The sequence below is a fragment of the Spiroplasma endosymbiont of Lonchoptera lutea genome (assembly GCF_964019715.1).
Lineage (GTDB): Bacteria > Bacillota_I > Bacilli_A > Mycoplasmatales > Nriv7 > Nriv7.
This window is the reverse complement of sequence record NZ_OZ026463.1, coordinates 1293512-1307987: the sequence shown is the minus strand read 5'-3', so window position 1 is coordinate 1307987 and position 14476 is coordinate 1293512. Positions and strand designations below refer to the sequence as shown.

Here is a 14476-nt window from a genome sequence, read left to right as displayed (position 1 = left end):
TTGCTAACCTATTTTATTAATAACCTTAACAATTGGTAAAATAATTAAAGTTGTAATCATAAGTTCTGGTAAATAATTTGTTGCTAATGCTAATCAACTAATATATTGCAACACATTAAGGTCAGGAAAAAATGCATCTCCTAAAAAATAAATCATTGCTAAAGTTGTAAAAGAATTAGTACTAATAACAAAAAATGATCAAATGATAATTGTTAATCAATAACGAAATTTAGAACGCAATACTAGAAATTGTAATATAATTCCTGAAACAATACCAACTAATAATCTTGGTACAATACTAAATAATGGATTTTGAAAAACTACTGCCAACGGTCCGCCCATCACAAATGATGCTAAAAAAGAACTTAATCCTAATAACAATCCTGAGATAACACCAACAATAAATGGGTTCCACTTTAAAATTTTAATTCAAATAATACTAATAATCATTACCACACAAGGAACTAAAGTAATACTAATAACACTAATTTGAATATAACCTAAAAATGGCGTAAAAGTAAATAATAGTAGTAAGGCTACACTAAGAGCTAAATAACTAATTGCCTTAACATTTAACATTTAAATCATTGTCCTGTAAAAATTTAATTACTTGCGTTGCAAGAAGACCCTTACCACTCAAATTAATTACTCTGGTAGTATCATCAATTATCTTCCATTGTAAGATTAACGCATTATTAAAATCAATAATTTGTAAAACATTTTCATATCATTCAATAATATTTAAATTATTATTAAATGCCTCTTCATACATTTCTAAATCTTCATCATTATTTAAACGATAAGCATCCATATGAATTAATTTAAATGATTGTTTTGGAATTACATACTCATTCATAATAACAAATGTTGGCGAATTAACTACCGCTGAAATTTGCAAGGCATTTGCTAAATATCTTGTAAATGTTGTTTTCCCAGCCGCCAATGCTCCTTGCAACAAAATAAAACCCGGCTTAGCATATTTAGCAATAATAGCTCCCAATGCTTCTGTTTGTGCCTCATTATGAGTTATAAACTGCAAATTCACCACTTATTTTGGTTCTCCTCTACTAATCACTTCATCTAAATCACTAATAATATTTTTAACATCATTAAAATCATTAATTCGTGCTCCCGCAGCAAAATTATGACCACCACCATTATATTTGCTAGCAACAGTATTAACAAAAAATTTATTTGATCGTAGTTCAACACGAATATTATGATTTTCATCCTCACAAAAAAATACTCAAATTGGTTTATTTTTAACATTAGCTAATAGATTGACCTTACTAGCAACAGTATTATGATTAATGCCTAATTTCTTTAATGTTTTGTTATCAAATACTAAATATAAAACTCCTTTCGTTGAAGTTTGATAATTTTCATAAACAAAACTCATAAATTTTAAATCTTCTTCACTAACTTGATACATTTCACGATATAATTGATCTAAATCAAACCCTTTTATTAATAAAAAACTAGCAAGACTAAATGTTCTGGCATTAGTTCGTGAATAAAGAAAACGACCACTATCTGTTACCATTCCATGATAAATAATTCTTGCCGCTAATGATGATACCTTTAAATTACATTCCTTAACTCATAAAGCAATCATTTCACTAGCTGAACCAAATTGTTCATCAACTCAAATAATATCACCATAAGGTTCAACATTGGGATGATGGTCAATCTTAATAATAGTTTTTGCTAATTTATATCGGTCATCATCAACTCGTGCTAAATTACCACAATCACCAATAATAACTAAACTATCTTTAAAATCATCATCATGCACTGTATCCATAGTCCCAATAAAGTTTAAATAATCACTATTCGTTCCCGCTGCTAGGACAATCTTATTAGGTCAATTAGTTTTAATTATTTCTTTTAAACCTAACTGCACACCATAAGCATCACCATCAGGAATAATATGACGAAGCAATATAATTCGGTTATGTTCCTTAATTAACTGCAAAATCTTATCTTTCATATTTTTACCTTTCTAAAATTCCTTATTAAGGTAATTTTATAACAAATTCTCTTAATTTTAAAATAATAAATAATTTTACTAAATTTATTATTTTTAATAAATAATTTTAACATATTTTAATAAAATTAATTTAAGAATGATTTTATTAAAAAAATTGACAAAAAAATTGACATAATTTAATAAAATCATTGACTACTTAATTTTTATATTTTCTGAATTGTGCTGAATTATACTTGTAAGTGCAAGTAAATAAAATTGCAAAAGATTTCATATAAAAATTTCATGATGCTAAGTTTATTTTAGAAAAAGTAAATTTAAGGAGTTTTTATATGGGATACAAACATCTTGGCATAGATGAAAGAATTTATATTGAGAATCAATTGAAATTTAAAGTAAAAATTAGTGAAATAGCTAAAAATCTTAATCGAAGTATTAGTACTATTAATCGAGAAGTTAATAGAAATAAAGATAATAATCATTATTTTTCATTAATTGCACAAAATAAAGCAGAAAATAGAAAACAATTACATGTTTATTTTCATAAATTTAAAAATAGAGAATTAGTAAAATATGTACAACAAAAATTATTATTAGGTTGATCGCCTGAACAAATTTATGGCAGAATTAAAAATTTTCATCAAGAATGAATTATTAGTTTTAAAACAATTTACAATTGAATTTATTCTGGATTACTTGAAAAGGTTACTAGTAAAAATTTAAGAAGAAAAGGTAAGAAACGAAAATCTCAAGAAAATCGGGGTAAATTTAATGGTAAATCCATTAAAGAACGAAATGTTAATAATCGCATAACTCTTGGCCATTGAGAAGGTGATACTGTAGTATCATCACGAGGTAAAAGTAAATCATGTTTAATAACTTTAGTTGAAAGAACATCAAGATTTACTTTAGCAATATTAGTTGAAAATAGAACTACTAAAGTTATTAACAAAAATATTAGTCATTATTTATCAATTCTTCCAAATAATCTTGTTAAGACTATAACATTTGATAGGGGTAAAGAATTTGCTAATTGACAACAACTTGAAAAAAATTGTAATGTTAAAATTTATTTTGCTGATGCATATTCACCTTGACAAAGAGGTACTAATGAAAATACTAATGGTTTAATTAGAGAAAAATTTCCTAAAAAATTTAATTTTTCAAACACTACTAAAAATGCAGTTCATAAATTTATATTGTCTTTAAACCAAAGACCAAGAAAAATACTAAATTATCTTTCGCCAATCGAATATTTGGTTAGAAAAATAATTTAGTTGCACTTAACTTTACAATTTGGCTTTTTAAAGAAACCTGAATTGTAAATATAAATGGGACAGTTTTTTAAAATAATTGTATTAAATCTATTGGTCTTTTATAAGATAATGATTTTCTGGGTGTAGAATTAATTTGAAATGCTATAGAATTTAAGTCTTTTTGTTTATATGAAGATAAATCAGTAGATTTTGGTAAATATCTTCTTAAAATACCATTATTGTTCTCATTTAAACCTCTTTGACAAGGTTTTCCGGCATCTGCAAAATAAATTTTAACATTACAATTTTTTTCAATTAATTTTCATTTACTAAATTCTTTACCACGATCAAAAGTAATGGTTTTAATTGTTCCTGGTATTAATTTTGAAATAAATTTTATTATACTTTGTGTAATACTTTCTGCTTTATGATTTTTAGTTTTCAAAGGAATTGTGGTTTTTGATCATATATCAGCTAAAGTAATAATAGAACTTTTATGATCTTTACCAACGATAGTATCTCCCTCTAAATGGCCAAATTCTTGTATATTTTTAATATTTGGAATGATTAAATTTCTTTCATGAATAGATTTACAATTATTAATTCTGCCCCTAGTTTCTTTTTGTTTATGAGGTTTATTTTTGCCTTTTCTCAATAAATTTTTTTCATCAAAACCCATTCGATTTGTTTTAAACATGTTATATAAAGTTTTTGTTGAAATATTTTTTATTTTATTTTTCCTGAAATGTAAAATTAAAAAGGACACTTATATAAAAAACAAATTGTGTTAATTCTATAATTAAGAAAAGAAAGGAATTAGCACAATGTATAAGTATCTGACTATTGAATCAATAATAGCAATAAAAGAATATAAAAGTTATGGATTTTCTATTCGTAAAATAGCAAAAGCAATTGATTATAGTAAATCAACTGTACACAGAGTTTGTAAATTATTAAATCAAAACTTATTACCATTAGAAATATTGAATCAAGTTCAAAAAAATAAACAAAATGCAGGTAGAAAATTAATAATTTTAACTTTAACAGAAATTAATACTATCAATCATTTGTTAATTACTAAAAATTATGCTCTTGATATAATTGCTGATTTTTTAAAGAAAAATAAAATAAAAAATATTTCAACAAAAACTTTATATAACATGTTTAAAACAAATCGAATGGGTTTTGATGAAAAAAATTTATTGAGAAAAGGCAAAAATAAACCTCATAAACAAAAAGAAACTAGGGGCAGAATTAATAATTGTAAATCTATTCATGAAAGAAATTTAATCATTCCAAATATTAAAAATATACAAGAATTTGGCCATTTAGAGGGAGATACTATCGTTGGTAAAGATCATAAAAGTTCTATTATTACTTTAGCTGATATATGATCAAAAACCACAATTCCTTTGAAAACTAAAAATCATAAAGCAGAAAGTATTACACAAAGTATAATAAAATTTATTTCAAAATTAATACCAGGAACAATTAAAACTATTACTTTTGATCGTGGTAAAGAATTTAGTAAATGAAAATTAATTGAAAAAAATTGTAATGTTAAAATTTATTTTGCAGATGACGGAAAACCTTGTCAAAGAGGTTTAAATGAGAACAATAATGGTATTTTAAGAAGATATTTACCAAAATCTACTGATTTATCTTCATATAAACAAAAAGACTTAAATTCTATAGCATTTCAAATTAATTCTACACCCAGAAAATCATTATCTTATAAAAGACCAATAGATTTAATACAATTATTTTAAAAAACTGTCCCATTTATATTTACAATTCAGGTAAAATGGTAACGAATAAAAATGACAATAACAAGAAAGGCAGGGTTAGTTTAGTAATTAAATAATATAATTAGCTGATTGTTTTACTTCTTCAAAGCAATACCTAAGAAAACTAAACGCGACCTTACTTATTGTAAAGTTGTTTTTTTGTGATATTAAGATAAAATTAATACATATTTAAAAAACAATATTTTATTTATAAGGTGGAATTAAATTAATGTTAAATAAAAAAATGCGTTTAGCAATTACTTTTGTTCTTTTAGTACTTTTATTGGTGACTTGTATTTTTATTATTGCTAAATATATTGATTGATTATGAATTATTGGTGTCGTAACAATTTCATTTGGAACTTTAACAGCATTAATTATTTTTGTTTCCAACCGACCAGCACGAACAAAAATTTCTTGAATTATTGCTGTGTATGCGTTACCAATTGTGGGTATTATAATCTTTATTATTTTTGGCCGAACTTATCGTTATACTAAAGCACAAAAGTTTTATTTAAAAAAATATCAAGATTTTTATGCTAAAGAGGATTTTAATTATACGAATAACTTTTTAAAAAATCAAATTAAAGAAGAACGAAGTATTTTACATTTGACTACTAATATATCACAAAGACCACTATATAAACATACGAAAGTTGATTTAATAACTAATGGAATTGAAAAGTTTTCGTTGTTATTTAAAGACTTAGAAAGTGCTGAAAATTATATTCATATTAATTATTTTATTTTAGATGATGGTGAAGTTTTAAAATATTTGACACAGTTATTAATTAAAAAAACTTATCAAGGTGTTAATATTCGCTTAATTTATGATCATGCTGGAAGTTTTTTTACGGTTTATCATGATACAATTCAGAAATTGAAGCGAGCTGGTGTTCATTTAAAAAGATTTTCACCGATAAATTTACCTTTTATTAGTGGTCGTAATAATTATCGTAATCATCGTAAAGATGTTATTATTGATGGCAAGATTGGTTATACGGGAGGCATTAATGTTGGTGATGCTTATTGTCATTTAAGTTCTAAATATGGCTTTTGACGCGATAGTCAAGTTCGTTTGCAAGGTAGTGCTGTTCGTAGTTTAGAATTAATATTTTTACAGGATTGATATTTTACAACTGGCGAGTCGTTAGTGTTTGATAAGAAATTGTTAAAAAATGAACCATATGATGGTAAAACTAGTAATATTGTTCAGGTTATTGATGATGGTCCCAATACTTATGAAACGATTCAAAAGGATATTTATGTTAAAGTTATTTCTAGTGCTAAAAGTCGTATTTGGTTATCAACGCCGTATTTTATTCCAACTGATGATATTGTAACGGCATTAAAAAATGCTGCTAAGTCAGGTGTTGATGTACGATTATTAATGCCAGGAAAAACTGATAAATTTTTTATTCTTGATATTAGTCGTTCATATTATGATGAATTATTTAATTCGGGGATAAAAATTTATGAAATGAGTAATATTTTTAATCATTCAAAAACAGCATTAATTGATGATAATTTAGTCATTATTGGATCAACTAATTTAGATTTTCGTAGTCTTTATCACGATCATCAAACTATTGTTATTCTTTATGGTGATGCTAATAAGCAACTAGAAAAGAATTATTTATGAGATATTGAAAGAAGTATTCTTTTAACAACATCACCGCTAAAGAAAAAAAATTGATTTTATCGGATAATGATTTTGCCAATTGTTAAAATTTTTGACCCCTTATTTTAGGAAAGGAAAATAATAATGCACAAAACGAAAAAAATTAATAAAAAAATTGCTAAGCAGTTAGAAAAACAAGATTCTCCCGTAAGTTTAGAAAAAAAACCGGAAGTTAAAGAAAGACGAGGTTTTTTTAAACATTTATTTTCAAAAAGCGTTCAAACAATTAATAAAGTTGATATTCATTTTGGATGAACACGAAATGCTACTAAAAGAATTATTAAGCAATTATTATTACAAAAAGTTGATCATTTTTATTTTTATAGTTCCATTGCTAATATTTTTTATATTTTGGAGCAAGGAATTAAACCGGTAAAATCTAAGAAACTTAAAGAAAATGAAAAGTATATTGTTTGAACATATTTAGAAAAAGATGATCATCTTGAATTAGAATTATCTACTAGTAGTCGTCATCAATTTTGAAGTTGATGCTTAGAAAATAAGATTGATTTAACTACGGTGGCAATTTTTTATATTGATTTAGTGAAATTATATGAAAATACTAAAAAAGATTGAGAGTTTAATAATAATTTGCAACGAGTTATCATTAATGAACCAATTAGTGTTAATGCTATTAGAGCAATTTTAATTAAAGATATAGAAATATACAAAAGATTACAACAATATGTTTCTCATCAACAAATTGATATTAAAATATTTTATGGTGATAAAGGCATTATTGAAGAAATTAAAGGAAAGGAGTTAAAAGTTAATGAATAAAAATCTTAATAAAATTACATCGTTGGAGGAAAATTTTAGTCAATGATATACTGATTTGATTGTAAATGGTAATCTAATAGATTATGGAGTAGTTAAAGGAGCACCAATTTTAAAACCGCATGGTTATGCAATTTGAAAAAATATTGTGAAAAACTTAGAAATCAGATTTTTAGAAGTTGAAATTCAAGATGTTTATATGCCTTTATTAATTCCTGAGAGTTTATTAAATCAAGAGAAAGAACATATTCAAGGTTTTGCCCCTGAATGTGCTATTGTTACCAAAGTTGGTGATAAAAATTTAGATGAACCGTTGGTTATTAGACCAACTTCTGAAGTTTTGTTTGGGACATATTTTTCAAAAAATATTTCTAGTTATAAGGACTTACCATTAAAATATAATCAATGAGCGAATGTTATTCGTTGAGAAAAAACAACAAGACCTTTTTTAAGAACAACAGAATTTTTGTGGCAAGAAGGTCATAGTGTTCATAATAATATGGAAGAAGCCCAAAATTGAACGGTAGAAATGATGAATTTATATGTTAAATTTTTTAAAGAAGTTTTAGCCTTTGCTGTTCTTAATGGTAAAAAAAGTCTTCATGAAAAGTTTGCTGGTGCTGTTGATACATATAGTTTAGAAGCATTAATGTTAGATGGACAAGCATTACAATCAGCAACTAGTCATTATTTTGCCCAAAATTTTTCTAAAAATTTTGATATTAAGTTTACTAATGCTAACAATAAAGAAGAATATGGTTATCAAACTTCGTGAGGGATGTCAACAAGAGTTATTGGAGCTTTAATTATGTCTCATAGTGATAATAGGGGATTAGTATTACCCCCAATGGTAGCACCAATTCAAGTAGGAATAATTCCGATTCAAGATGATGAGCAAGTAAGAAAACAAGTTAATAGGATTTATCAACAATTAAAAACTAAATATCGTGTTGTCATTGATAATTCTTTAAAGTCATTGGGTTATAAGTTAAGTAATAGTGAAATTCAAGGAGTTTGTTTTCGCATTGAAATTGGGATTCGGGAATTAGAAATTGATAAAGTATTAATTGTGCGCAGAGACACAAAAACAAAATTAATGGTTAAGATTAATGATGTGGAATCATATTTAAAAACTAATATGGAACAAATGCAAAATGATTTATATGCAAGGTCGTTAGAACGATTAGAAGCGCAAGTATTTGTTGTTAATAGTTTTAATGAATATGAACAACAATTAAAAACAAAAACGGGATTTTTTGGTGCTTGATTTTGTAATCGTATTGAGTGTGAAGCAGAAATTAAGCAGTTAACTAGTACTGTTAGTCGTTGTCAAGATTTAGAAAAGCAGGTTGAAGAAAATTCTAAATGTTTTAAATGTAATCAAAGAGCAAAAGGTCATTTTTATTTTGCGCGGGCATATTAAATAGGAGGAAGAATTTAATGAATTGATTAGCTGAAATTGCTAAATTATTGAAAGAAAAAAAGGGTATCAAAGTAAAAATATCATTAGAAACTAATTTCCGTAATTTAGGTTTGGACTCTTTAGAATTAATGGATTTAATTATTTTAGCAGAAGAAGAATATAAATTTCGGATTCCTGATAATAAGTTAAGTGATATTAATACTGTTCAGGATTTAATAATTATTATTGAAGAAGTAGTAAATAGTAATAGTTAAAAAGGGCGTTAAAATTGTGAAATGAGATTATAAAAAATTAACGCAAGTATTAAAAAATAAAGGACATCGTTTAACTAATATTAGATTAGCAATATTAAAATTATTATTAAAGAAGCAACATCTAAATATTAATGGCATTATTAGAGAACTGAAAAAAGAAAATGATGAACATAAGAATATTAATGTCATGTCAGTTTATAATACTTTAGATTTGTTTTTGCAAGAAGAATTGATTTATCTTAATGTTTTTAATGGCCGAGATATTGTTTTTGAATTATCAAATCCTGTCTTAGTTCATTTAGTTTGTGAAACTTGTCATAAGGTTATTCATCTTAGTGAAGATATGCATTTAAGTGATCAAGATTTTCAAGATAATTTGAAAAAATTAGAAGAAAAATTACAAAATGCTGATTTTAAACCTGTACATTATAAATTAGAAGCACATGGAATTTGTATATCTTGTCAGGAAAAAAACAAGAAGGTAATAAATAATCTTTAAAATTTCTTTATAATTTACTTTGTCATTTTTAATAACTTTGATAGAATATATTTATTGTAGGGGTATAGTTCAATGGTAGAACGGCGGTCTTCAAAACCGCGCGCTTGTGGGTTCAAATCCTGCTACCCCTGCCAATAAAATTAGTTATTAAGGATGATAGCAATATAAAAATAACCATTATTGGTATTATCTTACAAACTGGTTATTTTTATATTTTTAATGAAGAATATTTCATTTTTTGGAAAGTTTACCTAAATTTATCTGATGAAATGTTTTTGCGATATAATTCAAAATTATCAGGAAGATAATATAAATGAAATAAGGAGGTCATTTTGGAAGATTTTGATTTTATTAAGAAATTAAAGCATATAAAATTTAATGAAGACAATGTTATTAACGCCAGTATTGCTACATTTATTTTAAATAACTTAGAACAAATTGATGAATGAACATCAACAAGTGTTGCTGATGCTTGTTTTACTTCTTCTAGTTCAATAATTCGCTTTTGTCAAAAATTAAATCTAAGTGGTTGAACGGAATTGAAGTATCAATTAAAAGTTGCTAATCAAAGAATTAAAAATTCAGGACGACAAGTTAATACTAATTTGCAATTGAAAAGTAATATTACCTATTTTTTTAATGAATATGTGAAAATAAGAGATGAGGATAATAATCGATTATATTTAGATTTTATTAATAAAGATAATGATTTAATTGTTAAAAAAATTATTGATGCAAAAACAATCTTTATTTTTGGTTTTGGAATTTCATATTATCCTGCTATTTCTTTCGCGCAAAGATTAAGATGAGTAAATAAAAATGTTATTTGTGAGAATGATATTAATGTTATTTATTCGTACTTGCCATTAGTTACTGCTGATGATGTTGTTATTTGCCTATCATTAAGTGGTACAAATAATTTAATTGGTGAAATAATTGAAGAATTAAAAGATAAAGCTTACTCAATTGGTATTTTTAGCAAAGAAACAAAATTAGCTAAAAGTTTTAAATCCTATTTTGTAATTAAATCTGAAGAAGAACAATTATGAAGTGTTTTTTCAATTAGATTGCAATTATTAATGCAATTATTAGATTTCTTGTATGCAAAAATAATTAATTTTAAGTTATAAGTTAAAATAAAGGTAGGACTAAATTTAAATGGAATTTAAACATATTTTTAGTAATTTTAAAAAACTTAAACTGCTATCAAGTAATTTTCAACCAAGAAATACTTTAAAGCATTTTCGCAATAAAACAAGTTCAGGATTACAAAAACTTGCTAAATCATTAATGCTTCCGATTGCTATTTTACCTATCGCGGCAATATTAAGTCGTGTGGGCGGATTAATGATGGCTAAAGATTTTGGAATTACTGAGAACAGTGTTATTTGATATATTGGTTCAGTATTGCAACTTATTGGTCGCAGTGCTTTTGATAATCTTTCTGTTCTTTTTGCTATTGGCATAGCTTTTGGTTTTGCTAAAGATAATCGTGGTGAAGCAGCTCTTATTGGTTTTTTTGCTTATACAATATTAATTGGTCTAATGACGATATTACCAAAAATTATTTATTCAACAATTTTATTAGATGTTAACTTAGAAAATAAATCAAAACTTTTATATCAACTTAAAGGCAATGAAGTTATTTATTCTATTGATATGGGAGTTCTGAGTGGCATCATTGCTGGTATATTAGCAGCTACTTGTTATAATCGTTTTCAATCCATTAAGTTGCCAACTGCTTTGTCATTTTTTTCGGGAAGAAGATTTGTGCCATTAGTTGTTATTTTAGTTTCTTTACCAGTTGCTATTTTAGTGGCAATAATTTGACCTTGACTTCAGTTAGGACTTTTAACTTTTGGACAAGCTATTATTCCTGAAAAAGTTGACAATTCAACCCGTCATATTCAATGAGGGGTTGCTAGTGTTTATACAATGTTTAATAGAGCATTAAATGCTAGTGGTTTAATGCGTGTTTTTAATATTTATTTTTTTTGACAACACCCTTTTGTTACTTCAGAGAATGGAACAGTTATTAATGGTGATATTCCTGCATTTCTTAGTAATGATTTAGTTGTTGGTGCCGGATTATTTCAAAGTGGGTTTTTCCCCATTATGATGTTTGGATTACCAGCTGCTGCCTTGGCGATCATTAAATGTGCTCATCCTGAGCAAAGAAAAAAAGTTATGGCATTATTACTTGGAGCGGCGTCAGTTTCATTTTTAACGGGGATTACTGAACCGTTAGAATTTAGTTTTATTTATGCAGCCCCAATATTATTTTTTGTTCATATTGTCTTATCAGGGATTATTGCTGCAATTACTGTTGGTTTAGGAATTCGGATTGGTTTTGGGTTTTCTGCTGGTTTTATTGATTATGTTTTAAGTTTTTATCAATCAATGAAAATTGCTAAAATAACTTGGGAGTCTGGTATTGCCCAAGTGCTAGCAAATCCGGCTTGAATATTACCAATTGGTATTCTAAGCGGGGGCGCTTATTACTTTTCTTTTAATTATTTGATTAAGAAGTTTAATTATCAGACATTAGGTCGCGAGCAAACTGTTAGTGAAATAGAAAATTTGGATAATAGTTTACCACTGTCTTCTTATCAGTTATTAGCCAGAAAAATTTTGGATATTTTAGGTAAAGATAATATTATTAGTGTTGGTAATTGTGTCACAAGGGTGAGAATTGTTGTTAAAAATGTTGATGCTGGAAAAATTGAACAATTAAATAAAGTCAGATTTGAAGTAAGAGGGATTGCTAATAATAAACTTAATCCGAAAATGGTTTCAGACAAAGATTTACAACTGATTGTTAGCAATGATGCCCAATTTATTGTTGATGAATTAGAAAAATTGCTTCAGGCATCAAAAGAGTTGTTGGCAACTAATTTTTAAAAATAGAAAATAGTTTTTATTTTAAAAGCATTAAAATAAGGTGACAGGGGATTATTGTTAGTGCTGTAAATAAAAAAGGTAGCGTTGCTACCTTTTTCTTTGTTAATTTTTTTTATTGTTTAACAACAATAATTCCTACGGAGTTAACACCGGCATGACTGACAAAGCAGTTAGGGAGGAATGCTTTTTTGATTTTAAGTTCAGGGTGGTTGGTTATAATTTTGTTAATAATTGTGGTGACCTTTTTATCACATTGTGATGTGAGAATTTCTAAGATATAATTTTCATTTTTAATAAATTCTTTAATTTTTGTGATTACACTTTCAATAGCGTTGTTTAAGGTTCTGGCAATTCCACTTTTTTCCGATATTTCTCCGAATTTAATAATGACTTTAACGCGGATTAAACTTATTAGGGAAGCAACAACAGATTTGGCACGACCACCTTTAGAAAGTCGCGAGATATCTTCAGGGATAATGTAAATTAAACTATTTTTTTTAACTTGGGTTACCATTTTATTAATATCATTAATGTTGCCCCCATTAGCTACAATTTCAGTAGCTTTGATTGCTAATGTATTATTAAATGTAGCAGCGCCGTTAGTATCAATAATATGAACGCGGTTTTTAAATTCACTTTCTTGTGATAACATATAGGCATTTTGGTATTGACCAGATAATCCTTTAGCAATCGGAATAAAGATAATTTCATCATTTCCTTCAGCTAGTAGTTTTCGCCATAAGCTCATTAGTTTCCCCGGTGATGGTTGACTAGTTTTAGTATATTCACCATTTTTAACACGAGCATAAAAATTAGATTTTTTAATATCACTAGTGGTATCTTCAATTTCAGTTTTATCTTCAAAACTTATTAATAAAGGAATGATATTAATATTTTTTTCTTTTAGCGTTGTAAGGTCAAGGTTGCTAGATGAGTCAACAATAATAGCAATTTTCTTATTTGTGTTAGACATTTTTTTCTCCTTTACTTTATTCAATATACAAGTACAAATGTATTATATCCGGTGTGAGCAGCAATAACATTAGATATTAAACTCATATGTTTAATTGTAAATTTTTCTTTAGTAATGATTTTAATTACTTCTTCTTTTAATTCCGTATCACATAATGAATGCATAATTGTTAATTCGCCAGCACTGTCATAGCGTTTTTTGATTTCTTTTAAAACTTCTTTAATTGCTTTTTTAAATGTTCTGGTTTTATCAAATTTATCAATAAAACCATTAAATTCTAGGATTGGTTTAATTTTCAATAAATTAGCTAGGGTAGCAGCAGCACTGCTAATTCTACCACCACGAACCAATGTATCTAATTGATATGGAAGAATGAAGGCACAATATTTTGTTTTCTGTTCATCAATAAAACCTTGTAATTCATTAATAGGTCGTTCTTGTAAAAATAGTTTTGCGCGGTTAATCATTTCTTTATTAATGTCGCCAACTGCTTCGCTATCAATTATATAGACTTTGTTTTTATAAACATTATCTTGAGCTAGTAATATTGCACTTTGATATTGTCCTGATAGATGGGAAGAAATTGGAAAGAAAAGAATTTGTTCATATTCTTGTAGTAGTTCATCTCATTTTTCTTTTAAAATTCCTGGTGGCGTTTGACTGGTTTTAATTGGTTCAGTTTCTAAAATTTTATAAAATTTATCAATAGTAATTTCTTTGTTATTGTCAGCAATAGTTTTATTGTTAATATTTATCATTAAAGGAACAAATGCCATATTATGTTCTTTTGCCTGTTCTTCATCATAACCAGTTGCTGAGTCCACTAAGATAATGTATTGCTTCATTAATTTTACACCTCACAAAAATCTCTATTTTGTTTATTAATCAATTATAAACTTTGATATAATATTATTCAAGAAAAGAAATAGTAAAGGATA

At 26.3% G+C, this 14476-nt stretch carries 14 protein-coding genes, 1 tRNA gene and 1 pseudogene; 10 read left to right on the top strand and 6 right to left on the bottom strand.

Annotation, left to right across the window (positions count from 1 at the left end):
• Positions 1 to 3: 3 nt before the first annotated feature.
• From AACK97_RS07435 to AACK97_RS07425, 3 genes are read right to left on the bottom strand one after another with little or no spacing between them, the layout of a single operon-like run.
• Positions 4 to 579, bottom strand: coding sequence for a hypothetical protein (locus AACK97_RS07435; protein WP_338967776.1), 576 nt, complete (start codon positions 577 to 579; stop codon positions 4 to 6).
• A complete protein-coding gene (tsaE, locus tag AACK97_RS07430; RefSeq protein ID WP_338967775.1) occupies positions 566 to 1045 on the bottom strand; it encodes a tRNA (adenosine(37)-N6)-threonylcarbamoyltransferase complex ATPase subunit type 1 TsaE in 480 nt (159 codons plus the stop codon). Before tsaE ends, AACK97_RS07435 begins: the two co-directional genes overlap by 14 nt.
• A gap of 3 nt (positions 1046 to 1048) precedes the next feature.
• Positions 1049 to 1990, bottom strand: coding sequence for a bifunctional oligoribonuclease/PAP phosphatase NrnA (locus AACK97_RS07425; RefSeq protein ID WP_338967773.1), 942 nt, complete (start codon positions 1988 to 1990; stop codon positions 1049 to 1051).
• Between the two features lie 329 nt (positions 1991 to 2319).
• Between AACK97_RS07425 and AACK97_RS07420 the strand changes: the two genes are divergently transcribed.
• Positions 2320 to 3264 (top strand): IS30 family transposase, encoded by a 945-nt coding sequence (locus tag AACK97_RS07420; protein WP_338967733.1) that lies wholly within the window; start codon positions 2320 to 2322, stop codon positions 3262 to 3264.
• A gap of 67 nt (positions 3265 to 3331) precedes the next feature.
• Here the strand turns inward: AACK97_RS07420 and AACK97_RS07415 are convergent.
• Positions 3332 to 3985: pseudogene (locus AACK97_RS07415) on the bottom strand (IS30 family transposase); the annotation flags it as partial.
• Between the two features lie 82 nt (positions 3986 to 4067).
• On the opposite strand from AACK97_RS07415, the gene AACK97_RS07410 reads away from it, so the two are divergent.
• The 9 genes from AACK97_RS07410 (at position 4068) to AACK97_RS07370 (ending at position 12565) form a co-directional block, all read left to right on the top strand.
• Positions 4068 to 5012 carry an IS30 family transposase gene (locus tag AACK97_RS07410; protein WP_338967772.1) on the top strand — a complete coding sequence of 315 codons (945 nt, stop codon included), beginning with the start codon at positions 4068 to 4070 and terminating at the stop codon, positions 5010 to 5012.
• 247 nt (positions 5013 to 5259) lie between these two features.
• Positions 5260 to 6780, top strand: a complete 1521-nt coding sequence (cls, locus tag AACK97_RS07405; RefSeq protein WP_338967770.1) for a cardiolipin synthase — start codon at positions 5260 to 5262, stop codon at positions 6778 to 6780.
• Between the two features lie 15 nt (positions 6781 to 6795).
• Positions 6796 to 7491 (top strand): acetyltransferase, encoded by a 696-nt coding sequence (locus AACK97_RS07400; RefSeq protein WP_338967769.1) that lies wholly within the window; start codon positions 6796 to 6798, stop codon positions 7489 to 7491.
• Positions 7484 to 8911 carry a proline--tRNA ligase gene (proS, locus tag AACK97_RS07395; protein ID WP_338967768.1) on the top strand — a complete coding sequence of 476 codons (1428 nt, stop codon included), beginning with the start codon at positions 7484 to 7486 and terminating at the stop codon, positions 8909 to 8911. The genes AACK97_RS07400 and proS overlap by 8 nt, the downstream gene beginning before the upstream one ends.
• 17 nt (positions 8912 to 8928) lie before the next feature.
• The gene (locus AACK97_RS07390) at positions 8929 to 9165 is read left to right on the top strand and encodes an acyl carrier protein (protein ID WP_338967767.1); all 237 of its coding nucleotides are present in this window, start codon (positions 8929 to 8931) and stop codon (positions 9163 to 9165) included.
• Positions 9166 to 9181: 16 nt separating this feature from the next.
• Positions 9182 to 9664, top strand: coding sequence for a Fur family transcriptional regulator (locus AACK97_RS07385; RefSeq protein ID WP_338967766.1), 483 nt, complete (start codon positions 9182 to 9184; stop codon positions 9662 to 9664).
• Between the two features lie 58 nt (positions 9665 to 9722).
• Positions 9723 to 9798, top strand: a tRNA-Trp gene (locus tag AACK97_RS07380).
• 198 nt (positions 9799 to 9996) lie between these two features.
• Positions 9997 to 10794 carry a MurR/RpiR family transcriptional regulator gene (locus AACK97_RS07375; RefSeq protein ID WP_338967765.1) on the top strand — a complete coding sequence of 266 codons (798 nt, stop codon included), beginning with the start codon at positions 9997 to 9999 and terminating at the stop codon, positions 10792 to 10794.
• A 28-nt stretch (positions 10795 to 10822) separates the two neighbouring features.
• On the top strand, positions 10823 to 12565 hold the full coding sequence (locus tag AACK97_RS07370; protein WP_338967764.1) for a PTS transporter subunit EIIC: 1743 nt from the start codon (positions 10823 to 10825) through the stop codon (positions 12563 to 12565).
• A 112-nt stretch (positions 12566 to 12677) separates the two neighbouring features.
• On the opposite strand, the gene AACK97_RS07365 is transcribed toward AACK97_RS07370, so the two are convergent.
• Complete coding sequence (locus AACK97_RS07365; protein WP_338967763.1) at positions 12678 to 13538, bottom strand: DegV family protein; 861 nt, start codon at positions 13536 to 13538, stop codon at positions 12678 to 12680.
• 11 nt (positions 13539 to 13549) lie between these two features.
• Complete coding sequence (locus AACK97_RS07360; protein ID WP_338967762.1) at positions 13550 to 14362, bottom strand: DegV family protein; 813 nt, start codon at positions 14360 to 14362, stop codon at positions 13550 to 13552.
• Between the last annotated feature and the right edge of the window lie 114 nt (positions 14363 to 14476).